The sequence below is a fragment of the Pseudomonas simiae genome (genome assembly GCF_900111895.1).
Classification (GTDB): Bacteria; Pseudomonadota; Gammaproteobacteria; order Pseudomonadales; family Pseudomonadaceae; genus Aquipseudomonas; species Aquipseudomonas simiae.
Genome location: NZ_FOKB01000002.1, coordinates 840,101 through 862,706 on the forward strand (window position 1 = coordinate 840,101; position 22,606 = coordinate 862,706).

A 22,606-nucleotide genomic window follows, 5' to 3' on the forward strand; every position below is an offset into this window, starting at 1 on the left:
AGCACGGAAAAAAATCGCTTCGGCGCTTTGCTTTCCTGATCCACGCTGTTATGATGCGCGCCGTTGGAGAGATGCCAGAGTGGCCGAATGGGACGGATTCGAAATCCGTTGTACCTTCACCGGTACCTAGGGTTCGAATCCCTATCTCTCCGCCATTATTGAATACGACTAAGCCCCTGAAATGGTTGAATATTTCAGGGGCTTAGTCGTTTTTTTATGTTCGCTTAGGGCATTTTTAGGGCAAGCAGAGCAAATATTTTTCATCTTTGCCTTTCTGGATAACCATTGATCGTTTAGCCAACGAACAGCTTTTCTATTATGCGCAATGATGTAGATTGCATGACGGTCAGCTACCTGCGCGAAAGGAATCTGCGGACGTATGTTTGAGGTTATCGAGGTCCAGAAGGACTGGGTGATTGATGAAGAGTGGATGGGGACGAAAACGAAGTTTTGGGTGTCCATTCCTCCTGATCAAGACGTTTGGTTGTTCAAGCACTCTCGCGTATCTGGCAAAAATTTTGCCGGAGAGCATTGGTCTGAAAAGCTGGCCAGCGAGATTTCAAAAAAACTTGGTGTTCCCTGCGCTGACGTCGAATTAGCGTCCTTTGAGGGGCAGCCTGGTTGTTTGAGCCGGAAATTTAGCCAGCTTTCAGACGGAGTAGAGCTTGTACACGGCAACGAGCTTCTAGCAGGTGCCATCCCTGGTTATGACCAATCTCAGAATTATGGGCTCAGCACCCACACGCTGAGCAATATTTTGGATACGGTCTGTACATTAATGCCAACGTTGGCATCCAAGTACGAAGCAGTCGTGTCACTCGGTGGGATTATTACTCTGGATGCTCTGATAGTTAACGTAGATAGGCATCACGAGAACTGGTGTGTGTTTCGTTCAAGGGAGCAAAATGCCGTAAAGCACTGGGTTGGTCCATCCTTTGATCATGCTTCGTCGCTAGGAAGAGAGCTGAATTCGGAAAAGATTGATTCTTGGTTGCGATCCGGGCTTGCCAACCGAGGCGAATGGTATGTAAATAAGGCTAGGGGAGCGATTTATTGGAATTCCTCTGGGTCAAAAGGGACTAACCCTATAGAACTGCTGAAGCAAGCCCACGCGCGATGGCCAGAAATGGTCGCCCCATGGGTTGAGCGGCTCGCTAGGATTGACATTGATGAGCTCTGTAGGCTGCTAGACGAAATTCCCGAAGGCTGTATTGAGCAACCTTGTAGGGAATTCACTGCCGACCTACTCAGGTATACCTACCGTGAGCTGACAGGAATCAGATGATGAATACTTTATTTTTGGCATGGAGATCAGGTTACACGGTCGATGCTGCGATTCCTCCAAAAGCCAGCTGGTTTCCGATTGGTCGCCTGGATCGGGCGGTTGATGGCGGGGAACGTTATACATTCCGCTACTTGAAAGGCGCGAAAATTGCTAAGTCTGTAGCCGGATTCAGCCCTCTGGAGGCGTTCCCGGTGATGAATGATGTGTACACGTCTTCTGAGCTGTTTTCTGTATTTTCGAATCGCATCCCAAACCCACGACGTTCAGATTTCTCTGAAATAGTTGAACGGATGGATCTAGAGGATAAGGCTGATCCTTTTAGGATTTTGTCTATTTCCGGTGGTTCGAGGCAGACAGATACGCTGGAAATTTTCCCTCTTCTGACGACTTCGCCTGACGGCGATTTTGTTTGCCGGTTTTTTATTCATGGCAGTAGGTTCATGCACGAGTCGTCGAATCTAGCTATGAATAATCTCGCGGTTGGGGAAAAATTGAGAGTTTGTTTTGAGGCGAATAATCCCGCGACTGGTTGGGCTATTCAGCTACAAACTGTTAATAAACCTCAAATCATTGGTTATGTACCACGCTATCTACTCCCTGACCTGCACTCTATCCGTAAAAGTGATGATCAAGAGTCATTGAGCGCTGTGGTCACCCGAGTGAATCCTGCTCCTGCTCCTCTGAACCAGCGGTTTCTTGTTGAACTGACCGGTCGATTACCCGCAGGCCAGTCAATGATGAGTTCAACAGAGTTTGAAATTCTCTAGTGAGGTCGCAGCCCGATCGTAATCGGGCTGCGCCTCCCGTTGTGAAAACCTAGTTCTCAGCTTCTGAACCCCAGCATTTTCGACACGATACCTGCCATGCTCTTGGTGTCCTTCGGTATCCATCTCCCGTAGTGCTTTCTCACCATTGTCGTATCTGCGTGTCCGAGTTGACGGGCTACCCATTCGACCGGGACGTAGCTCGACAGCATCTGGCTGGCAAACGTATGGCGGCACTGGTTGGCGCCTCGGTGACGAACCTCTGCTTTTTTCAGGTGGGCGGTGAACCAGTTGCTCAACGTTTTGCTGTTCCAAAGTAAACCGCTGGTCGAGCTGCGGAAAAGGAACCTCACCTTCATCTTCTTGGACGTGATGTTGTCGCGCTGGATAACGGTGATTTCCTCGGCTACGACATCCCTGGCGGCGGCAACTATCTCCCGCATCAGTTCTAGTGCCGGGTCTATAAGCTCGATGACTCGGACCCTGGAACGCTCTTTGGGGACTTTGAACTCGCCCACGACCAATGCGCGGCGTACATGCACCAGGCCGGCATCAAGGTCTACATCTTCAACGGCAAGCCCAATGAGCTCTGAAAGGGACATCCCGGCCCAGCAGTTGAACTCAATCATCCTGGCATCAGGCCGGCGGTCCGGGTCCGTCTTGCCGATCGATTCGATCTCGGTGCGACTGAAGGGGTCGGCATGCTCCAGGTCCACGTCCGATCCGACGTTGCAGATCCTGTCGAGTGGGTTCGCCTTCAGGATCCCGTCGCCGAAGGCGTCCGCCCACACCCCACGAACGACGGTGAAAATGTCGTTTACTGTCTTCGGGGCGAGGCCCTGCTTTAGCAGTTGTGCTTGAAACAGCTCAATATCGCTCTTGCTGATGTCGACAAGTCGGCGCTTGCCGAACTTCTTTTCTACGTGCACAGCCTTGCTCACATAGTTGATGACAGTGCTCGACGCTTTAAGCGCGCGCTGAACCTCCAGCCACCGCTCAATCCCTTCCTTTACAGTGCGCTTGAGTGAAGGGCCGCCGGTTCCCGTGAACATGGCAGCCCTGGGCGAGTTGGGAAAATGGGCTGAATAGTCGAAGCGACCCTCTTTGATTTCCGCGAGAATGGAACGGCGTTTGTTGTCGGCATAGGCGATTGCGGCCTTGTTTACTTTCAAGACTCCTTCCAGGGGTTCCCGGCACCGTTGGCCGTTAAAGATGAACCAGATGCGTAGCTGCTTTCCATTCATCTCAACGCCGGTCGGCATCTTGGCGCTCATGGTTTTCCTTCCATCCAACGTTCAATGGCCGCGCGGTTGTAGACGATCACGTTGGCTGGGTCGTAACGCCAATGCTTGCCCTCAAGCCACAGACCTCGGGTGCGATATTTGCGAACCGCTTCCGTGCTTAGGCCGAAGACTGGATACAGCAGATCCTGGCGAAACCAAGCGCCTGGTGTTATGTGGAAGTCGAGTTTCTCTGCTGCGCTCATTGTGGTTTCTCCCCTGCGCGTCGGCCGATACCTTCGGCCTGGAGCTGCTTTCTGCATTTTTGATGGTTGCCGTGTGCTCGTGACTTGTTGCACTTGTCACAGATGGTGTTCAGGTCGAGCGGCGGCATCTGTCCCCGGCGGATTCGTACTGTTCGGCGAAGGGCTGTCATGCGGCCTCCTTTACAAAGTCGGCCAGCAACAATGCGTTTTTTGCATCCTTGTGCAGCTTGCGCAGGGCGTCATTGCCGATAAGCACGGCTAGTTGTCGATCGAACTCTTTGCGAAAGCGCATCAACTCCAGCAATTCGGTGGTCGCCTTGGCGCACTGGCGCTGAAGCTCACCGGCTGCCTCGGGTGTTAAACGCAACAATGGGATAAGACGATTCATGCTGCGTCCTCTTGTGCTACTTGCTGCAGAAGGACGGCCATGTCGAGCGCTTGATCGCGGAGGGCGCGTGAGTCACGTTCAAGTTTTTTGCCTGTACGGAATGCGCTGAAAGTTTCTGCCGCAATTCTCAGTTGTTCGGCGATGGTCAGCAGAGTCTGGCGTTCTGGTTCCCCTAGTTTTGAGGCGGCCAATGCGCGCTCATAGTGGGAGTAGAGTTGCTTGTGGCGGTCCTGTGCCTGATCAAGCGATCGTTTAAGGTCCTGGATCGTCCCTGAGCTATCTGATTGCTGAATAGCCTTGCCTTCGTCGATGCCTTCGATGCGACCATCAATCAGGCCCCCTCGATAGCCGGCCCAATAGAGGATCGCGGCTGCGAAAATGATGCTAATCAATGCGCAGATTTGAATTGCAGTCATGTGGTGTGCTCCTGGTGGTGTGTTGGCTTGTGGTGGCAGCCAATTGGTGTGTTATTCGTTGTCTGGATCGGGTGGATCTGCCAAGCCACACATCAGCTTGGCCTGGTGGGGCATGTAGCCCTCCTCTCGTAGGGCGTCGTAGCGCTGATAATCGGGGGCAAAGTAGCTGCACCCATCACACAGTCGGCTGGCCTTTTCTTCGACAGACAACGGCGTATCGCAGTGTCTGCATTTATCGAGCAGCGAAATGTCACACCTCGTCGCCGGCGGATTCTGGTCGCGGCATATCTTCATCCGCCCTATAGGCGCGAATGTCGATTAGCGAGGCCACATGCTTGATGTGGGCGTACTTCGGTGCCTTGCGGCTGTTGACCAGTGTTGTCACGGGCAGTTGAATTCGGCCTGTGGTAATTGCGTCGGCAAAAGATCCTTCGTTGAGGTTCCGGAAGTACCGTTCGCGCAACTTTTCCACCGGGATCAGAACGTCACCAAAGGTCCGGTACAGCAGTTCGACTGTCACCGGATCGGGTGCGGGCAGCAGTCTTAGTGGCTGTTGGTCAGCGTGTGCAGTCATTGGGTTTCTTCCGTTGAGGATGATTCCAGGCATTCAGGCAATGGCGTTTAGTCAGCTCCCGCAGATGCTCCGGCACTTCGAGGAGCGCGGCGTTGCGCTCCTCGCGTGTGCGCATGGCGACTATCTGGCGGGCGTACTCCCTAGGCCACGTCACGGTTGTCTGCCGGGATGGCTGGCAGTTCGAGCCCTAGTTGCTCGGCCAGCCAGCGGATACCGGCTTGGCGGACCTTGGTCGACTGGCTGTACTGCATGCCAGCGGTCTCGTGGTACCAGTTGCTGTCCTTGACCCGCAGGTACTCGCGGTCCCGCACAGGGAAGGCAGGTAGGTTGCGGTCGTTGAACAGGCCCTTTTCACGCATGAGAGCGATCAGCTTTGGGCGGGTGAGGCCGAAGTACTTGGCGGCTTTTGCCAGGCTACGTTCCATCTCGGCCTCCTAGGCTGCATGCGCGGCGGGTGTCGCCACAGCAGCCAGATGGGTGATGGACTCGGCCACCATGGAGTAGATCTCCACGTCGCTGCCGTACACCGTAAAACACTTGGTGCGCGGCTTTCTGACGCCGATGCTCATGATGGTGGTGATGCCGGCGCGGGTTTTGCTGCGGTGGATTGCCAAGTTGATCGGTTGCTCGAAGCCCATATCGAGACTGAGAGCGCCGCCGGTTTGCACTAGGTCGAATACCTGCTGCTTGTGTTCGGTCTCGAACGCGCCGTAGCGGCGGTCTGCGTGCTGCAGAGAGGATGGATCGGTTGGGTTGGTTGGCCCGTTCACGATCTCCTCAATGAAGTCCGCAAGCTTGAGGTGCATCTTCTTGGTGTTGGCCAGGGTCAGCGTGTGGCGTTCGCTGCCCAGCTCAACGGTGAAGTGCGTGTCGACTTTGCGGCGCTCGACGTTCAGGCGGAAGGCCAGGGCCTCACGCTGCGTTTCGGCGCGTAAGTGGTGGTTGAAGGTTTGGGTCAGGTTCACCTGGGCCTTGAGCAAGGCCAGGGTACGGTTGTCGAGTTTGTACTTACTCATGCCGCGTGCCCTCCGTCGTTTGGATCGAATGGGGCGGGCGTGAAGCGCTGTTGCGGTTTGGGTTTGGACGCGATGAAGGCGCAGCCGCAGTCTTGTGCCAAGCGGCGGATTTCGAAGATGCGGGCGGGGTTAGCAGCGGCCGGGTGGACGTGCAGGGTGGCTGTGGTGTGCATGGTGTTGCCTCGCTCTGTGGTGGAAGAGTGAGGCAATGATAACCTTCGGGGTTAACTCGTCAAGCTTAAATTAACCTATTAGGTTATTTTGTGTCACTTCCATGTCCAATCTGCGGGCATAAGGCCGGAAGCCAGTTGGTCGACAGTGGCGATGTAGATTCTACAAGTAAGGTCAAGAGGTCTCGCGAGATTATGGAGAGCGGTTTTAATATTATGTTGATTTGATTCGCTTGTGGGTTCATTTAAGATCACAACAAGGTGCAGTACAACTTTACGGCTTGAAACGCTGTAAATGTTTTGAGCTGCTAAGCTAGCTTTTGTGAGTGTCGGTCCAAAGCGGCTAGGTGCAAAACGCTGTTTGTCAAAGTATTTGACTTCAGCAATATGGATGGTGTCGCCTTGATCGGCAATGGCATCAAATATCAATGGTTTTTCAAGAGAAGGAATGTCGAATTTAACCTTCGCAGAGAATTGTATGTTCGTGGAGAGCCTAAGCTTTTCTATTGAGCGTTTTTCTATGTATTCAAGTTTCGCAATTGATTCAATGTTGCTTCGTTTCTTGAAGCCTTCAAAATCAAATTTTGTTTCTGTGAGTGGATGATCAGAATCGGTACTGTTTTCTTCTTGCGAATTGGCTGACTCCATCGTCTCGGCCTGATCTGCGACGACTGGAATTGGCGGATCTTCAGGGATTGGTGCAGGTTGCTCTACTACTGGGCTTTCTTCTAAAGGCTGAAGGGTAGCATCAGCTTCTTGGACCTCAGCGTTTAGCTTTTCGTCACGCTCGTTTGGGGTAACTATCCCGAAAAGATTTAAGAAATGGTTTTGGTTCTTGTAATCTGACGGTGCATATAATGTTTTGTGATTGAAGTTTAGGGTTAAGAAAAAAGCACCAACGAGTAATACAGGGAAGGTCATTAAGAACCATATGTAAGTTGCTTGGTTCTCAGGTGCGATAAACGGTAGTACAGCAGTTCCACTGATTTCGGCTATTGCTGCAAATCGTGAAATTACAGTTAATGGGTTTTTAATGTGTCCTATATGTTCTGACATTATCTATCCGTGATTTAATTGGTTTTTAGTTTTAAAGGTCAGAAATTTTCCAGCGGGCTCTCCCGCAGATAGTCCATTCTTCAGTCATTTTGATAATACGATCTGGCCAGTCGGGATTGATTGCGAATAGGTACTGCTCGTCGCCTTCTTGCTTTAACTGCTTCAATGTCGCTGCTTGATCCCTTGTCCTTTTGGCGGCGACGAAATGCCCTGGATGTGCTTCGAGTGAAGGATCTATAACAATTTTATCCCCTTCAGTGAATTTGGGTTCCATGCTGATTCCTTCGACGCGCAGGATAAAGGCACGTGGGCCCACCGGACCTGGTGCGTCAATCCACTCTTCTGCGTCTCTCGGGTCAAAGCTACCGTTTGTCTCGCACCAAACGCCAGCAGCAATTGATCCAATCACAGGCAGTTTTCTGCCGGTGTGGCTAAGGATGGTGGCATTGTTGAATTCACCAACCCCATAGGGCATATCTAAATATCCATTGTGCAAATCAAGAGCTTTTTCAATTTGTCGTGCGATAAGGTCGCCTATACCTTTGGTTGGATTTTTTCCCCCAAAAGCGCTGACTTGTGCCGGGGCCTTACCAAGGCGTTCGGCAATGTCGGTCAGGCGAAGCTTTTTCTCGGCCAGGACCCTGCGGAAATTCTGTAGGCGAGTATCTGAAATTTTCATCGGTTGATTTTGTCTGGATTAACCCTGTAGGTGAATGTCCTATTTGGTGTTGCAAAAAATAACCTTTAGGGTTAACTTTGTGGTCAAGGAGGAACACCCTATGAAACTGCGCGACTACATCAACCATTTGGACTCTGACGCGCTTGAGGCGTACGCGGGCCGTTGCAGTATCGCTTTGAGCTATCTTCGCCTTCACGTCAAATATGCGAGCAAGGATCCCAGTGTTTCGCTGATCAAGTCGCTGGCTCGTGAGAGTGAAGGATTTGTATCACTCGCAGAAGTTTTGGAGCATTTCGGTGTTACTGAAACTCCTTCAGCGGGAAAAGCTGCATAGAAAAAAGGCGACCCAAGGGCCGCCCAGTTCCTCCCGGCACACACCACCACAGTGCTGTCGGGTCGCGATAAAGAGTTGCGGGCACACCACATGCAAACCACCTCCCTTTATCGCGATGCCAAGACACGGATGTCTTGGGTTGCTGCCTTTTCCACCACAGATTAGGCAGCTGTTGCGCCAGAGGTGAGCAACAGATTGTTCGCCTCGGCACGGTGCCGGTTTCGATCCCTAGATCTAGCCGGCGTTTGGGCCCTTTCAAGCCACGCGGCAAATGTAACACCACTGCATGTCGCGGGGCACTGGCAACTTAGTAGGATTAATGCCATGAGCCGAGTAGCTTTAAGCTGTGTTGATCGAGCGCAAAGGGAAGTCCTGACGCTCGAATTAGCCCTGTACCACGCCGCACGGGACTATCCCGGCGGTGCCGCTGCAATCGCCGCCACCACCGGCCGCAATGCCACCACGTTGCAGCACAAGTTGTCTCCTACCCATCCCTCTCACACCGTCAATGTCCAGGAGTTCGGCGAGATCCTCGAACTGACCAAGGACCGTCGCATTCTCGATGCTGTGCACGGTCTTGTCGGTGACACGATCTGGCAGGAGCTGGCCGAGGCGTATACCAACGACATGCCTGAAACCCTCACCACGGGGATCGCGCAGTTCTTCCGGCAGGTTGCGGATTTGTCCGAAACCTGGGCCAAGCACATTGGTGACGGCAAGGTCGATGACGGCGAGCTGGCCGAAATTCGCCAGTTGGTATTTCGAGGTATCCAGGGGTTGTTGGGCATGTACAACCGCGCCCGTTACGTCAACCAGACGACTCGCGGGGTGGAACGTGGCTGATATCGCTGACTTTGCAAATGACCTGGTGCAGGAACGGATCGATCAAGCTGTGGCTGCACGCCTGGCGCTGATGTCCAGCACGGCACCGCACTCCCTGATGTTCTGTGATGAGTGCGACGAACCTATTCCTGAAGCGCGCCGCTTGGCACAGCCCGGTTGCACGCTCTGCATTGGGTGTAAAACCGCTGATGATCTGAGGGCTTCCCGTTATGCTCGATGACGTGCTCAATCAGTTCGCAGACTACGGTCTCGAACCCGCTCAACCCCTCGTATTCGGAAAGCTCACCCGCTGCAAAACCACCCAGGATAAGGGCAAGGAAAAGAACGGCTGGTACGTCATCCACGAACACCGCACCGAAAAGAACGAGACGCTGATCTTCGGCAGCTTCGGTGACTGGCGCTCCGGCGAAACCCAGAAGATCAAGGTCAAGGCCGGTCGTATGAGCCCTGAAGAGCGCGAAGTCATGCGCGCTCGCCAGGAGGATGCCAAGCGCAAGGCTGCCGAGATCGCGGCCAACGCGTCACGTCGAGCGGCCAACCGTGCTGCCGGACTGTTCAAGCGAATGCCGGAAAAGGGTAAGAGCGCCTACCTGGATCGAAAGCAGATCGTAGGCTTTAAGGTTCGCTATGCGCCACGTACAGGCGCATTTTTAGTGCCCATGTGCAACGTGCGCGATCAGATCGTTGGCCTGCAGGTGATCTTCCCCGCGAAGCAAGAGGACACTGGGCGCGACAAAGCGTATTGGCCCTACGGCATGTCGAAGGAAGGCGCTTTCCACTTGATCGGCCCGCACCCTGAACCGGGTGAGCCGGTGCTGGTGTGTGAGGGTTATGCCACGGGTGCAAGCCTGCACATGGCGACTTCGCTCGCTGTCGCCGTCGCCTTCGACGCGGGCAACTTGCTGTCGGTCTCCAAGGCCATGCGCGAACGTTTCCCCGGTTGCCCGCTGATCATCTGTCGTGACGACGACTGGAAGACCAAGCGCCCTAACGGCGATCCCTGGAACCCTGGCGAAGAAAAGGCCAACAACGCCGCTCTGATCGTCGGTGGTCAGGTGGTTGCTCCGGTGTTCTCCGGTGAGCGCGAAACCAAGTGGACCGACTTCAACGACCTGCATATTGCAGAAGGCCTAGAGGCGGTCCGCCGTCAGGTGCTGGCGGTGGTCAGGCCTCCTGCAGCTGGTGGTTGGAAGGATCAACTGGCCCGAACCGAAAACGGATCTTTGATAGCGCACATGCAGAATGTCGAGCTGATTCTTGGCAACGATGAGCGTTGGGCCGGAGTGATCGGCTTCAGCGCATTCAGCTCAAAAATCGTGAAGTTACGCGCCGCCCCATACGGTGGCGGTGTTGGCGACTGGGCAGATATCGACGACATGCTAGTAATGAAGTGGCTCGCACAACAGTACAACCTTCGGGTCAAGGCCAGCAGCGTGATCGAAGCGGTCAGTGTGGTTGCCCATGATCATGCCTTCCATCCTGTACGCAATTACCTCCATGGTCTGGAATGGGACCGAGTTCCAAGGTTGGCTACCTGGTTGACTGACATCATGGGCGTTGAAGCAACTGACTACAGTTCGAAGGTTGGTAAGCGCTGGATGGTGTCAGCGGTTGGGCGCGTGATGCAGCCAGGTTGTAAGGCTGACTCGGTGATGATCCTCGAAGGGGCACAGGGCGCAGGTAAATCAACAGCAATGTCTGTGCTAGGCGGTGCCTGGTTTATGGATACACCTTTCGCCCTGGGCGATAAGGATGGTTTCCAGGCGATTCGTGGTAAGTGGATCATAGAGCTGGGGGAGCTAGATAGTTTCAACAAAGCTGAATCCACCAAGGCGAAGCAGTTCTTCTCTGCGTCGACTGACACCTATCGCGAGAGCTATGGCCGAAGAACGATGGACGTGCCACGCCAGTGTGTTTTTGTGGGTACTACCAACCAAGACGAATATCTCAAAGACGCCACGGGTAACCGGCGTTACTGGCCTGTCGCGTGTACCAAAGTCGATTTGGAACAGTTGCGCGAAGTCCGCGACCAGCTCTGGGCCGAAGCGATGTTCTGTTATCAGTCCGGTGACATTTGGTGGGTCAACCGGGATGAGGCTCCACTATTCGCCGAGGCGCAGGAGTCGCGCTTTGTCGTGGATGAGTGGGAAGGTCCGGTCGTCAAGTGGTTGGAAGAATCTCAGATCGGCGCAACAGCGAGCGGCGAGGATATTTTGGCTGGTGCGTTGAAGCTCGATTATGGCCACTGGGGCAAGCCTGAGCAGATGCGTGTCGGGGCGATCATGCATCGACTCGGATGGCGAAAGGTGCGACTGCCGCCGTTGCCCAAAAGTGGTATTCGGCCATATGCCTACAAGAAGCCAGATCATTGGGGCAATACATCAGCGCTGCAGGTTGATAGCGCACGGGATGAGGAGCCTTGCTTTGATTAAACGAATCGATGAAATGCTCAAGCTCTGGGCGCAGGATCTGCATTCGCCAGTGCCCGAAGGCTCTGGTGGGCCAAGTGGCGGCAACATGATTGCCATGCTGATGGAGTGCAAAGGGGAGTTGATACGCGGCACGCGTGGCAGTCGGGTACTGTTAGATGAATCGGCCGACATCGAGCTCATCGTCAACAAGCACTTGCCGCCGCAGCTGTCGGTCGTCGTGCGTGAACACTACTGCAACCACGAAAGCTTCCTGTCGCAGAAGTACACCCACTGTGGGTGTAGTCGCGATACCTACTATCAGCGCCTGCATGAAGCGCACCTGCACATTGCCGGCATGCTGATGGGGAAGGCTGCGTGACCTTTCGCACACTTGCGCCTACAACTGTCCTACTGTCCGGCCTTGCCCTACCTCAAGTTTGTAAGGTAGGACTGCTGGAGGCCGCGCATTCCGTGGCCTGTCCTACCTCCCTACCTAATATCGCACGACGCACACATGAGCGTAGCGCGTCGCATCACGCGCCGCTGGCGCGCATGCGTTTTTTTAGTTTTCTCTCTTTACACGAGAAAAAGTTAAAGGAGGTAGGGCAGTAGGGCAAGGCCCCGAATTCAGCGGGCTCCAGCTGTCCTACCTCCCTTCTGAATAGTGGGGCAGGTAGGACAGCGCCGGAGGCGCTGGAAGCCGAAATAAAGATATTCACCGACATTGCCTAGGCGTAGACCAGACATTCACCGGGTGGCATTAAAACAGGGTTGCTGCCACCGGAATCCACCTGTAAAAAGTAGTCATCTTCGATAGGTGCGACCGCGAGCAGCGGGACACACCACCACACTAAACCCGGCCATTGCGCCGGGTTTTTGCGTTTATGGGGTAGGGCGATGACAAACGAGCAGCAAGCGCTTATTGAGATGCCGATCTGGATGGTGATCCTGCTATCCCTGATCGGCGGTATTTCCGGCGAGGCATGGCGGGCCGACAAAGCGGGGGTAAGCGGCTGGTCATTGGTTCGCCGCTTGCTGCTTCGATCCGGGGCCTGTGTGGTCTGCGGGCTCTCCACCATGATGTTGTTGCACGCATCGGGCATGTCGGTCCTGGCGGCGGGGAGCATTGGATGCCTGACGGCTATGGCCGGCGCCGATGTTGCCATCGGGCTGTACGAACGCTGGGCCGCCAAGCGGTTAGGCGTGTGCGATGTGCCGCCCTCGAGCAGTGGGCAGGCATGATGCGCTGGAGGCCACGGATTACGTGGCTTGTAGCGGGGGGGTCAAAATGGTGCGCCGAAATTCGCTGGGGACCCTGGCGGCATTCGAGGGACACGGGGCATGAAACCCGCGGGAAAGCGTTAGCGGGTGGGCTGCCAGCTTACTGAAATTCAATCCATTGAAATTGAAAGGTTTCCATTGAAAAGCCGTTGAAAAGGAGGGCTTATGACGGATCCACTGTTTCTGTCTAAAAGCGCTTTCGCGGTTCGCATCGGCAGGACGCCGAGTTACATCACCTGGCTGAAAGGCAACAACCGCCTGGTCCTTTCGCCGGACGGCAAGATGGTTGACGTGCTGGCAACTGAAGCGTTGATCGTCGAAACCGCCGACCCCAGCAAGGCCGCCGTCGCTGCTCGACACCAGCAGGACCGGATCCAGCGTGACGTATACAGCCAACTGTCCCCCCTGGTCGAGCCGACCAACACGGCTGCGCCGCAGCAGCCTATTGCTGTCGGCACCAAGGGCCACGACTTCCAGAAGGCTCGCGCCATGCGCGAACACAACTTGGCGCAACTAGCCGAGATCGAGCTGCACAAGGCGCAGGGCTCGCTGGTTGCCAGGGATGCAGTGGAGCTGGGGGCCTACAACGCGGGGCGACATCTGCGTGACCAGTTGTTCGGCCTGCTCCCCCAGCTTTCCCACAAGGTGGCAGCCATGACCGATCCTTGGGACATCGAGAAACACCTGGCGGCGACACTTCGTAAATCACTGGAAGAGGCTGAGCGCATGTCCTCGTCCGACCTTGAACGAGCAATGACAACGAGCTGACCTATGACCACGGAATTTCCTGACGGTGACCGTGCGTACCGTGAGGCATATTTCCGTGGGCTGCGACCCGACCCAGACCTCTGGATCGACGAGTGGGCCGACGAGTACATGCGCATCCCACGGGACACTGGCGCCCCTGAGCCCGGCCAGTACCGCACGGACCGGACACCTTACGCTCGCGAACCCATGCGCTGCCTGTCGCCGGCTCACCCGTGCCGGCGTGTGGTCACCATGGTGGCCTCGCAACTGATGAAAACGCAGATCGCCTTGAACTGGATGGGCGGTCTGATCCACATGGCGCCGTCCAACATCCTGGCGCTGTTGCCCAGCCTGGGCCTGTCCAAGCGCGTCTCCGGGCGGATCAGCAAGACTATCAAGGCAACGCCGGAGCTGGCAAAGCGCGTGGCAGCCAGCCGCTCACGGGACGCCCGCAACACCATGGACACCAAGGAGTTCGAGGGCGGCGCCCTGTACGTCACCACAGCGGGCTCTGCGGCCAACCTGTCGGAGCTGTCGGCGCGCTACATCTACGGCGACGAGGTCGACCGCTGGGAGAACGATGTCGGCCAGGAAGGTGACCCCATCGTTCTGGCGGAAACGCGGGCCACCAACTTTGGCCGCAACGCGAAGATCTACTTCTCCAGCTCGCCGACGATCAAGGGCGCCTCGCGGATCGCGGATTTGTTCGAGGCCAGCGACCAGCGTTACTACTACGTGCCCTGCCCATCCTGCGGACATATGCAGGTGCTGGAGTGGGAGCGCCTGCTCTACAACAAGGACTACAGCGCGGTTCACTACCAGTGCGCCGCGCCTGAATGTGATGTGCTGATCGAGGAACACCAGAAGACCGACATGCTCGCCCGAGGCGAATGGCGCGCCCATGGCAACGGCGATGGCAAGACGGTGGGCTTCCACCTGAACGCGCTGTATTCACCGATTGGCTGGAAGGACTGGCCCTCGCTGGCCGAGGAATTCGAAGACGCCAAGAAGGCCCAGGCCAAGGGCGACATGGGCCTGATGCAGGTGTTCTACAACACCCGCCTCGCCAAGGTCTGGGACAGCGCGCAAGAGCAGACCAAGGCCGAAGTGCTGGTCGCTCGGGCACGGCTGGAGAGCTACACCCTCGGCAGCATGCCGGTGGGCGTGCTGATGTTGACCGGTGCCGTCGACGTCCAGGCCAACCGCCTGGAACTAATGGTGATGGGCTTCGGCGTGGGCATGGAACGTTGGGTGGTCGACCACCAGGTGATCTGGGGCGACCCTGCCGATGAACGCACCTGGGCGGTGTTGGACGAAAAACTCAAGGTTCGCTACCGGCATCCATGCGGTGTCGCGCTGGCGATCCTGGCGACGGGTGTCGACTCCGGCGGTCATCACACCGACGAGGTGTATCAGTTTTGCCGTGTGCGGCGCTGGCGAAACATATTCGCGATCAAGGGCGCGAGCAAGCCTGGCCGCCCGGTGATTGCTCAGCGGCCATCCATGGTCGACGTTACGTGGAAAGGCCAGACCGAACGCGGCGGCGCCGAGCTGTGGTTTGTCGGCACTGACACCGCGAAGGACTGGATCTACAACCGCTACGCCTTTGAGGACGGTCCCGGCTCGCTGCACTTTGCCAACGACCTGCCGGACGAGTTCTTCGCCCAGTGCGTGGCCGAGCGCAAGGTCGCCCGATACGTCAAAGGCTACAAGCGTATCGAGTGGGTCAAGGGCAAGGCCGAGCGCAACGAAGCGCTCGACCTGATGGTGTACTGCCTAGCGATGGCGCACTACCTGGGCATCAACCGCTACCAGGAACACGACTGGGAGCGGGTACGCCAAGCGCTGGCTCAGTCCGGTTTGTTCGACGATGTGTTGGGCGTCAAGCCCGTGCAGGGCGAGCGCGTCGACGCTGACGAAACACCGGCACCAGTTGCGGCGCGTCAGTCGCTACCCGCACCGCCACCTGCTGCACCTGTCGCCCAACCGCGACCCGCTGCACCCACACAACGCCGCAGCTCCACCAGCGGTTACCTGAAGAGACGCTGATATGTCGTTTACCCCGAAGCACCTCGAAGCCATCGAGCGCGCCATCGCACGCGGTGAAAAGACCGTGCGCTATAGCGACCGCACTGTGGAGTACCGCTCCATCGACGAACTGCTCAAGGCCCGCGACGAGATTCGCACGTCGCTGAGTCAAGCCGCCGGGCCGCGCTCTCGCGTGATCCGGCTCACCCACGGAGGCAAAGGACTCTAATGGCCCGACATTATCCGACGCTGACCCGTAACGGATTCTTGCTGCCGTCGAACATCAAGGCCAGTTACGAAGGCGCCGGGGAGGGCCGGCGTTCGGCCAGTTGGGAAGCCACCGACAACGGTATCAACAGCATCAATACTCCAGCCCTGCGCAACCTGCGGGCACGTTCGCGGGCGGCGGTGCGCAATGACCCGTACGCGTTCAACGTCATCGACAAGCGTGTCAGCAACCTGATCGGTACCGGCATCACGCCCAGGCCGACCACGGATGACGCGGCCCTGCGCAAGCTGAAGCAGCAGCTGTGGGATGACTGGGTGGATGAGGCGGACGCCGACGAGTTGACCGACTTCTACGGCATGCAGGCCCTGGTGGCGCGCACCGTCGAAACGGCCGGCGAGTGCTTTGTGCGGTTGCGTCCGCGCAGCCCGAGTGAAGGCTTGGCGGTGCCGCTGCAGTTGCAGGCGCTGGCCCCGGAGTTTGTCCCTCACGACAAGTTCGAGACCGCCAAAAACGGCAACGTGATCCGCGCCGGGATCGAGTTCAACCCGGCCGGCAAGCGTGTGGCGTATTGGATGTATCTGTCACATCCACGGGATTCATCGTCGTTGAACGCCGGCTACAACCAGCTTGTGCGTGTACCAGCAGCGCAAGTACTGCATATCTTCGAACCGATGGAGCCTGGTCAATTGCGCGGCGTACCGCGCCTGGCTCCTGTGTTGAAGCGCCTGCGCAGCCTGGATAACTACGACGACGCGGTGCTTTTCCGTCAGGAGGTGGCGAATCTGTTCGCTGGCTTCATCAAGCGACCTGCACCAGAGGCGGGGCCGCAGACTCGCAACCCCGTGACCGGAGAGTTGCTGGTCACCGACCGCGACGGCTTCACGCCGATGGTCGCCCTGGAGCCTGGCACCATGCAGGAGCTGGGGCCAGGTGAAGAGGTGGAGTTCTCCAAACCACCGGACGCCGGCAACAACTATCCGGACTTCATGCGTCAGCAACTGATGGCTGCGGCAGCGGGGTCGGGCACACCGTACGAGATCCTCACCGGTGACATGCGGGAGGTCAACGACCGAGCGCTGCGGGTAGTGCTCAACGAGTTCCGGCGGCGCCTGGAGCAACTGCAATTCGGCGTGTACGTGCATCAGCTGTGTCGCCCGGTGCGGGCGGCCTGGATGGACATGGCGGTGTTGTCCGGCGCCCTGGTGCTGGAGGACTACGCGCAACGTCGGCGTGAATACCTGCGCACGCGTTGGGTGCCACAAGGCTGGGCCTACATCCAGCCGGTGCAGGACGTGCAGGCTCGGCGGATGGAAGTGCAGGCGGGCTTCGGTTCGCGCAGTGAGATGTGTCTGCGTAACGGTTACGACGCGGAAACCATCGACGCAGAAAACGCCGCCGACCTCGCCAGGTCCACTGACCTCGGCCTCAACTACACGACTCTTGATGCCATCGAGCCGATTGATGACAAGGAATTACCATGAGTAAAAAAGCCAAGCCCCGCGTTTATGACAAGGCGGGCAAGCAGGTAAAAGTCGCCGATAAAAGCTGGTACACCTTCCAGGCCAGCGGCGAAGCCGAGCAGCGCAACATCGAGATCTTCGTCTACGGCGAGATCGGCGCCTGGGGCGTCACAGCCAATCAGTTCGTACAGGATCTGCGCGCCATGGATGACGGCGTCTCACCGGTGACTGTCGCGTTCAACAGCATTGGCGGTGACCTGTTCGACGGCCTGGCGATCCACAACGCGCTGTCGCGTTTGGGCGAGCGCTGCACCGGGCGCATTGATGCCCTGGCAGCCAGCGCGGCCAGTGTCGCGGTGTGCGGCGCTCGCCGGGTGGTGATCGCGGCCAACGCCATGTTCATGATCCACAACCCTTACACCTTTACCGGTGGCGATGCCGAAGACTTCCGACGTGTTGCCGATGTACTGGACCAGACCCTGGAAGCGATCATCGCGGCTTACAAAGCCAAAGCGCCGGACATCGACGAGGTCGAGTTGCGGCGCATGGTCAACGCCGAGACCTGGCTCACCGCCAATGAAGCGGTGGCGTTGGGTTTGGCTGATGAAGTGGGTGATGGCTTGAAGGTCAGCGCCTGTCTCGGCCAGGGCAGCGTGCTGCAGCGTTTCCAGCATGCCCCGCCTGAGTTGCTCGCTCAGCTGGATGAAGAGCCGGATGTCGAACCGACAGAGCCAGTTATTCAGCCAGATCCGGCTCCTGTGCTGGACGCCGCCGGATTGGCACTACTGGTCACCAAGAGTTGCGCGGCGGCAGGCATCAGCAACCTGGTAGAGCCGCTTCTCGCTACCACCAAGCTGGAGAGCGAAGCGGTAGTCACGGCGGCGCTGACCAGGGCGAAAGCGCTTTACGGCCTCTGCGTTGCTGCACGGCTACCTGAGCTGACTGGCGAGTTCATCGCAGCTGGCCTGGATGAAGCTGCGGTCAGGGCACGTCTCTTCGACAAGCTGGTGAGCAGTGGTGGTGGCTTTGAAATCAACAACAGTCTGCCGCTGGACAATGACCCTGAACCCATGGTCAAGGCCAAGCAGGTCGACACCCAAGCAATCTGGAGCAGTCGTCAGGCAGCTCAGAACGGAACCTCGAAAGGAGCAAGAGCATGAAAACCGAATCGATGCACGCGGGCGAGTTCCTGCTGTCCGAAGGCGCTGGCAACATTTCCCGCGAAGCGATCAACGTCGCGGCTGGTGCAGCGCTAGAGCCGGGCCAGGTCCTGGGCCTGATCACCGCCACCAGCGAATTTGCACCCTATAAGCCAACCGCCGAAGACGGCACCGAGAACGCCATCGCGATCCTCTACGGCCCGCTTGGCGAGTCCGATGTTCCTCGTCGCGGTCGCGCTGTCGTGCGCTTGGCCGAAGTCAGCGAAGCCCACCTGACGGGTCTCGACCCTGCCGCCGAAAAGGCCCTGGCCGCCCATTTCCTGATCGTCCGCTAAGACGTTCACCTCACTTATCCATCCCGCCGCGTGCGGGATTTTTCGTTTCTGGAGAGTACCCCATGGCCGATATCGCCATTTTTGAAGACGATGCGTTCAGCGTCTCCTCGCTGACCGCTGCAATCAACGAACAAGAATACCTGCCTGGCCGCATCAGCAGCTTGGGCCTGTTTCGCGAAGAGGGCATCAGCACCCTGACCGTGCAGATCGAGAAGGACGGCGACACCCTGGCGCTGGTACCAGCCGGTGAGCGTGGTACATCGGGTCTGGTGGTTGGCGGGACCAAGCGTACGTTGATCCCGTTCAACACCGTGCACCTGCCGGAGCGCTTCACCATCAAGGCGGATGAGATCCAGGGCATTCGCGCTTTTGGCACCCGCAGCGAATTGCAGGCCGTCCAGGACGTGGTCAACAAGCGCCTGGCGAAGGCCCGTCGCCAGTTGGATGCCACCCACGAATTCCAACGCATGGGCGCGTTGAACGGCCAGGTGCTGGACGCCGATGGCAAGACCGTCCTGTTGGATATTTACAAATCCTTCGGCGTGAATCGCCAGAAGCTGCCGATGGGTTTGAACAGTCCAGATACCGAGCTGCGGGTCAAATGCGGCGAAGCGCTGGATATGCAAGAGGAAGCCCTCGGCAGCGTCACCAGCAGCGGTTCCCGCGCTCTGTGCGGCAAGAACTTCTGGAACAAGCTCATCGTTCATAAGTCGGTCAAGGAAACCTACCTCAACACCATGCAGGCCGCGTCTCTGCGTGGCGATGCCCGTGAAAGCTTCGAGTTCGGCGGGATCGTCTGGGAGCGTTATCGCGGCAAGGTTGCCGGCGTTGCGTTTGTCCACGATGACAAGGCGTTGCTGATCCCTGAAGGCGTACCGGATCTGTACATCTCGTCCTTCGCACCGGCCGACTACATGGAAACGGTCAACACCCAGGGCATTCCGTACTACAGCAAGATCGAGCCGCTGCCGTTCAACAAGGGCGTGGCCGGTGAAGCCCAGTCCAACCCGCTGCACCTGTGCACGCGGCCTCGGGCGCAGATCCTGCTGGAGATGTGACCGTGGCCTTCCGCGATCTGATCGACGATATCGACGATGTGGTCTTCGAGACCTTGGGCGACAGTGCCCAGATCGAAGGCCGCGCCGAGCCGGTCTTGGGCATGTTCTCTGCACCGTGGAAGCAGCCTGCGTTCGGCAAGGTCCACTCCGCCATACGCGAGCCTCGCTTTGAGATCCGCGTGAAGGATTCGGAAGGTCTCAGCAAAGGCCTTCGGGTCACGGTCGACGTGCCAGCATTAGATGGTGGTGGCGAATACGACCTGCTGCAGCTGGAGCCCAACGGTAATGGACTGGTGGCCTTGATCTTGAGGAAACGTGCATGAGCGTCGGCAGCTACGTACATAAGACGCGGGACAGCGGGATGCTCAATATCCAGCCGTCAGCGGTGCATTCCCAGGCGTTACGCGAGTTCGGGCAGTTAGTGCCCAAGGCTGCTGCAGCGGCCCAGCGTCGAGCAATTAATAAGACGCTGGGCAGGCTGCGCACTCACATCGGCCGCGCAGTTGGTAAGCAGGAGCGGATCGCCATCGGCGCCGTCCGGCAACGCCTACGGGCGTACCCGGTCAGCGGCGGGGCGATGCGCGGCAAGTTGTGGTTCGGGGTCAACGCAATCGAGGCCAGTCGGATCGGGAAGGCTCGGCAAACCCGTGCCGGCGTGTCAGTGGCAGGGCGACGTTACCAGGGCGCGTTCTTCAAGCAGGTGTATGGAGGCAGCCCTGATATCTGGATCCGCACGTCGAGCAAGCATTTCAACGCCACGGACTACCCCGGCAGTACGCAGGGGCGGCGCACCTCTGGCTTCATCGCGGAAAGCGACAACCGCTTTCCGCTTGCGAAAGCCAAGGTGTCGCTTGACCAGGTGCGACCGCACTTCGATAGCTGGGTCAAACGCGCCGATGAAATCCTGCTGGAGATCCTCAAGCAAGAACTCAACTTTGAACTGCAGAAGTACCTAAAGGGGATCGCCCGTGTCTGATCAGCCTTCCAGCCTCGACCAGTTGTATGAAGCCATCGAGCAGCACCTGCAGGAACATCTACCGGGGATTCAGGGGGTGTCGTTCTGGCCGGATCTGTCGGCGGAGACCACCCTCCCAACGCCCGTGGTGCTGCTGGAAATGGCCGAGATGGAGCCGGCGCAGGACACCGGTACCGGTGAAACCTCGCTGACCTGCAAGTTCGAGGCGCGAATCATCGTCGACTCGATCAGCACGGACCCGCAACGGCAAGCTGTGCAGCTGGCCTCTCAATTAGCGGTACTTCTACGGGGGCAAAGCTGGGGCTTGGAGGTCGACTGCGCGCAGTTCGTACGCTCCACCCAGGACTGGACCAAGCCCGAACTGGACGGCTACTTCGTCTGGCTGGTGGAGTGGGATCAGACCGTTTACCTGGGCGTCGAGGAGTGGCCGTGGCCGGATGAACCGCCGGGTTCTCTGGTCATCGATCTGGGGCCGGGTGTTGGGCAGGTCCGGCCGGAGGATCTGCGATGAGTTACGCCACCGCCCAGCATGACCGGATGATCGCTTCCACCGTGCTGCCCTGCGTTGTCGTGGCGGTAGATTTGCCTGCCGCCATGGTGCGTGTGCAGTCGGGCGATTGGACCAGCGCCTGGGTTCGCTGGCACAGCCAGGCTGCTGGCAAGGCGCGCCACTGGCGCGTGCCGAGCCTGGGCGAGCAGGGCGCGTTGATCAGCCCTAGCGGCGAGCCGGCTATGGGCACGTTCCTCCCCGGTCTGTACGGCAATGCTGGCGCGCAACCGGACAACCGTGACCATGTCGAGGTTTGGCGGTTCGACGATGGCGGCTCCCTGGTCTACGACTGGGAGGCCCACAGCTATACCATCGACCTGCCGGCCGGCACCGTCACGGTCAAGGTCGGTGGCTCGGTGCTGGAGATGACACCGGATAGTACGCGACTTGTATCGGGGGCGATTAACCTGGTGGGCGCAGTCACCATCGACGGTGCAACTCTGATCAACGGCCAGTTGAACACGACCGGCGATATTTATGGTGCCGGCAAGATCATTGATGCCGGCGGGAACTCGCCAAATCATAAACATTGATTCCGACCCGCCTAGTGCGGGTTTTTCGTTTTAGGAGCATCCATTGATGAGCAGGAACAAACCCGACAGCCAGGACGAGATTGGGCCAGGCCGCGTGTTTCGCGACACGCTCTTTACCTCCCGCACATTGGTGCTGCCCGATGGCAGCACTATGGCCGTGAGCAAGGCCCGCGTAACGGCCACCACCGACGAGCAGCTCGCTTTCCTTATGACCCACCCGGAAATGGTGCAGGAGTAACCCTGATGATCGGAATGGATCGCCGCACCGGTCAACCGCTGTCCGGGCTCGACCATCTCCGGCAGTCCATCGGGGACATTCTCTCCACGCCGGTCGGCAGTCGGCGGATGCGACCTGAATACGGCAGCCAGATCCGGCGATTTGTCGACTTGCCGGTTAACGCTGGCTGGAAGAGTGCAGTACAGGCCGAGGCGGCTCGCTCGCTGGAGCGCTGGGAGCCGCGGCTAAAGCTCGAACAGGTGCAGGTCGTTGCCATCGTCAGCGGCCGCATCGACTTCAAATTAACCGGTGAATACCAAGGCGAACGCCTGCTGCTGGAGGTGTCGGCATGAGCACAGTGGATTTATCGGCACTGCCGGCGCCGCAGGTGCTGGAGGCCTTGGATTACGAAGCGTTGTACGAAGAAGGGCTAGCTGCCTTTCGTGGGCACATGGGCGTCAACTGGTCGGCAGCGCTGGAGAGCGACCCGGTAGTCAAGCTGGTGGAGCTGGGGGCGTACGGCAAGATGCAGAACCGGGCACGGGTTAACGATGCGGCCAAGGCGCTGATGTTGGCGTACGCCGAGAAGGCAGATCTCGACCAGCTTGCA

The 22,606-nt window shown here is 57.8% G+C and carries 30 protein-coding genes, 1 tRNA gene and 1 pseudogene; 23 read left to right on the forward strand and 9 right to left on the reverse strand.

The genetic code is table 11. The annotated features are described in order from the left end of the window. Positions 1-65 precede the first annotated feature (65 nt). The 3 genes from BMZ57_RS09840 (at position 66) to BMZ57_RS09850 (ending at position 2,052) form a co-directional block, all read left to right on the forward strand. A tRNA-Ser gene (locus BMZ57_RS09840) sits at positions 66-155 on the forward strand. 224 nt (positions 156-379) lie between these two features. Then, positions 380-1,285: a HipA domain-containing protein gene (locus BMZ57_RS09845; protein WP_069672317.1), complete on the forward strand. Its 906-nt coding sequence runs from the start codon at positions 380-382 to the stop codon at positions 1,283-1,285. Next, positions 1,285-2,052 (forward strand): HIRAN domain-containing protein, encoded by a 768-nt coding sequence (locus tag BMZ57_RS09850; RefSeq protein WP_069672316.1) that lies wholly within the window; start codon positions 1,285-1,287, stop codon positions 2,050-2,052. Before BMZ57_RS09845 ends, BMZ57_RS09850 begins: the two co-directional genes overlap by 1 nt. A 56-nt stretch (positions 2,053-2,108) precedes the next feature. Here BMZ57_RS09850 and BMZ57_RS09855 read toward each other — a convergent pair whose 3' ends face one another. From BMZ57_RS09855 to BMZ57_RS09895, 9 genes are all read right to left on the reverse strand, one after another. Continuing rightward, positions 2,109-3,323, reverse strand: a complete 1,215-nt coding sequence (locus BMZ57_RS09855) for an Arm DNA-binding domain-containing protein (RefSeq protein ID WP_069672315.1) — start codon at positions 3,321-3,323, stop codon at positions 2,109-2,111. Then, the gene (gene xisR / locus BMZ57_RS09860; RefSeq protein ID WP_008036021.1) at positions 3,320-3,535 is read right to left on the reverse strand and encodes an excisionase family protein; all 216 of its coding nucleotides are present in this window, start codon (positions 3,533-3,535) and stop codon (positions 3,320-3,322) included. Before xisR ends, BMZ57_RS09855 begins: the two co-directional genes overlap by 4 nt. A gap of 166 nt (positions 3,536-3,701) precedes the next feature. Next, positions 3,702-3,923 carry a hypothetical protein gene (locus tag BMZ57_RS09865; protein ID WP_069672314.1) on the reverse strand — a complete coding sequence of 74 codons (222 nt, stop codon included), beginning with the start codon at positions 3,921-3,923 and terminating at the stop codon, positions 3,702-3,704. Further along, positions 3,920-4,339: a hypothetical protein gene (locus tag BMZ57_RS09870; RefSeq protein ID WP_069672313.1), complete on the reverse strand. Its 420-nt coding sequence runs from the start codon at positions 4,337-4,339 to the stop codon at positions 3,920-3,922. Before BMZ57_RS09870 ends, BMZ57_RS09865 begins: the two co-directional genes overlap by 4 nt. A gap of 250 nt (positions 4,340-4,589) precedes the next feature. Further along, positions 4,590-4,913 carry a pyocin activator PrtN family protein gene (locus BMZ57_RS09875; protein WP_069672312.1) on the reverse strand — a complete coding sequence of 108 codons (324 nt, stop codon included), beginning with the start codon at positions 4,911-4,913 and terminating at the stop codon, positions 4,590-4,592. Between the two features lie 140 nt (positions 4,914-5,053). Then, the gene (locus BMZ57_RS09880; protein ID WP_069672311.1) at positions 5,054-5,338 is read right to left on the reverse strand and encodes a phage antirepressor KilAC domain-containing protein; all 285 of its coding nucleotides are present in this window, start codon (positions 5,336-5,338) and stop codon (positions 5,054-5,056) included. A 9-nt stretch (positions 5,339-5,347) separates the two neighbouring features. Then, positions 5,348-5,929 carry a hypothetical protein gene (locus BMZ57_RS09885; RefSeq protein WP_069672310.1) on the reverse strand — a complete coding sequence of 194 codons (582 nt, stop codon included), beginning with the start codon at positions 5,927-5,929 and terminating at the stop codon, positions 5,348-5,350. A gap of 266 nt (positions 5,930-6,195) precedes the next feature. Continuing rightward, entirely contained in the window at positions 6,196-7,155 is a 960-nt protein-coding gene (locus BMZ57_RS29125) for a hypothetical protein (protein WP_139136429.1), read from the reverse strand. 31 nt (positions 7,156-7,186) lie between these two features. After that, positions 7,187-7,834, reverse strand: a complete 648-nt coding sequence (locus BMZ57_RS09895; RefSeq protein WP_069672308.1) for a LexA family protein — start codon at positions 7,832-7,834, stop codon at positions 7,187-7,189. Between the two features lie 100 nt (positions 7,835-7,934). Between BMZ57_RS09895 and BMZ57_RS09900 the strand changes: the two genes are divergently transcribed. The 20 genes and pseudogenes from BMZ57_RS09900 to BMZ57_RS09995 all read left to right on the forward strand — a co-directional run. After that, positions 7,935-8,168, forward strand: coding sequence for a hypothetical protein (locus BMZ57_RS09900; protein WP_069672356.1), 234 nt, complete (start codon positions 7,935-7,937; stop codon positions 8,166-8,168). 324 nt (positions 8,169-8,492) lie between these two features. After that, complete coding sequence (locus BMZ57_RS09905) at positions 8,493-9,011, forward strand: phage regulatory CII family protein (protein ID WP_069672307.1); 519 nt, start codon at positions 8,493-8,495, stop codon at positions 9,009-9,011. Beyond that, a complete protein-coding gene (locus BMZ57_RS09910) occupies positions 9,004-9,231 on the forward strand; it encodes a TraR/DksA C4-type zinc finger protein (RefSeq protein WP_074900470.1) in 228 nt (75 codons plus the stop codon). The genes BMZ57_RS09905 and BMZ57_RS09910 overlap by 8 nt, the downstream gene beginning before the upstream one ends. Beyond that, positions 9,221-11,443, forward strand: coding sequence for a VapE domain-containing protein (locus BMZ57_RS09915; RefSeq protein WP_069672306.1), 2,223 nt, complete (start codon positions 9,221-9,223; stop codon positions 11,441-11,443). The genes BMZ57_RS09910 and BMZ57_RS09915 overlap by 11 nt, the downstream gene beginning before the upstream one ends. Continuing rightward, positions 11,436-11,801, forward strand: a complete 366-nt coding sequence (locus tag BMZ57_RS09920; protein WP_069672305.1) for a PA0613 family protein — start codon at positions 11,436-11,438, stop codon at positions 11,799-11,801. Before BMZ57_RS09915 ends, BMZ57_RS09920 begins: the two co-directional genes overlap by 8 nt. A 518-nt stretch (positions 11,802-12,319) precedes the next feature. Next, a complete protein-coding gene (locus BMZ57_RS09925; protein ID WP_069672304.1) occupies positions 12,320-12,664 on the forward strand; it encodes a phage holin family protein in 345 nt (114 codons plus the stop codon). Positions 12,665-12,868: 204 nt separating this feature from the next. Continuing rightward, entirely contained in the window at positions 12,869-13,471 is a 603-nt protein-coding gene (locus BMZ57_RS09930) for a terminase small subunit (RefSeq protein WP_069672303.1), read from the forward strand. 3 nt (positions 13,472-13,474) lie between these two features. Next, on the forward strand, positions 13,475-15,499 hold the full coding sequence (locus BMZ57_RS09935; RefSeq protein ID WP_069672302.1) for a phage terminase large subunit family protein: 2,025 nt from the start codon (positions 13,475-13,477) through the stop codon (positions 15,497-15,499). 1 nt (position 15,500) lies between these two features. Continuing rightward, the gene (locus BMZ57_RS09940; RefSeq protein WP_069672301.1) at positions 15,501-15,707 is read left to right on the forward strand and encodes a phage head-tail joining protein; all 207 of its coding nucleotides are present in this window, start codon (positions 15,501-15,503) and stop codon (positions 15,705-15,707) included. Next, positions 15,707-17,188 carry a phage portal protein gene (locus BMZ57_RS09945; RefSeq protein WP_069672300.1) on the forward strand — a complete coding sequence of 494 codons (1,482 nt, stop codon included), beginning with the start codon at positions 15,707-15,709 and terminating at the stop codon, positions 17,186-17,188. Before BMZ57_RS09940 ends, BMZ57_RS09945 begins: the two co-directional genes overlap by 1 nt. Next, positions 17,185-18,327, forward strand: coding sequence for a head maturation protease, ClpP-related (locus BMZ57_RS09950; protein ID WP_069672299.1), 1,143 nt, complete (start codon positions 17,185-17,187; stop codon positions 18,325-18,327). The genes BMZ57_RS09945 and BMZ57_RS09950 overlap by 4 nt, the downstream gene beginning before the upstream one ends. Further along, on the forward strand, positions 18,324-18,662 hold the full coding sequence (locus tag BMZ57_RS09955) for a head decoration protein (RefSeq protein WP_069672298.1): 339 nt from the start codon (positions 18,324-18,326) through the stop codon (positions 18,660-18,662). The genes BMZ57_RS09950 and BMZ57_RS09955 overlap by 4 nt, the downstream gene beginning before the upstream one ends. Positions 18,663-18,724: 62 nt before the next feature. Beyond that, positions 18,725-19,720 carry a major capsid protein gene (locus BMZ57_RS09960; protein WP_047541850.1) on the forward strand — a complete coding sequence of 332 codons (996 nt, stop codon included), beginning with the start codon at positions 18,725-18,727 and terminating at the stop codon, positions 19,718-19,720. 2 nt (positions 19,721-19,722) lie between these two features. Further along, complete coding sequence (locus BMZ57_RS09965) at positions 19,723-20,043, forward strand: head-tail joining protein (RefSeq protein ID WP_074900473.1); 321 nt, start codon at positions 19,723-19,725, stop codon at positions 20,041-20,043. Further along, the gene (locus BMZ57_RS09970) at positions 20,040-20,696 is read left to right on the forward strand and encodes a hypothetical protein (protein ID WP_074900476.1); all 657 of its coding nucleotides are present in this window, start codon (positions 20,040-20,042) and stop codon (positions 20,694-20,696) included. Before BMZ57_RS09965 ends, BMZ57_RS09970 begins: the two co-directional genes overlap by 4 nt. Continuing rightward, a complete protein-coding gene (locus tag BMZ57_RS09975; protein ID WP_074900479.1) occupies positions 20,689-21,207 on the forward strand; it encodes a hypothetical protein in 519 nt (172 codons plus the stop codon). Before BMZ57_RS09970 ends, BMZ57_RS09975 begins: the two co-directional genes overlap by 8 nt. Continuing rightward, on the forward strand, positions 21,204-21,779 hold the full coding sequence (locus BMZ57_RS09980; protein ID WP_069673271.1) for a phage baseplate assembly protein V: 576 nt from the start codon (positions 21,204-21,206) through the stop codon (positions 21,777-21,779). The genes BMZ57_RS09975 and BMZ57_RS09980 overlap by 4 nt, the downstream gene beginning before the upstream one ends. A gap of 46 nt (positions 21,780-21,825) precedes the next feature. After that, complete coding sequence (locus BMZ57_RS09985) at positions 21,826-22,017, forward strand: hypothetical protein (RefSeq protein ID WP_044286799.1); 192 nt, start codon at positions 21,826-21,828, stop codon at positions 22,015-22,017. 5 nt (positions 22,018-22,022) lie between these two features. Next, complete coding sequence (locus BMZ57_RS09990) at positions 22,023-22,349, forward strand: GPW/gp25 family protein (RefSeq protein ID WP_074900482.1); 327 nt, start codon at positions 22,023-22,025, stop codon at positions 22,347-22,349. Next, a pseudogene (locus tag BMZ57_RS09995) lies at positions 22,346-22,606 on the forward strand (baseplate assembly protein); the annotation flags it as partial. The gene BMZ57_RS09990 and the pseudogene BMZ57_RS09995, both read left to right, overlap by 4 nt.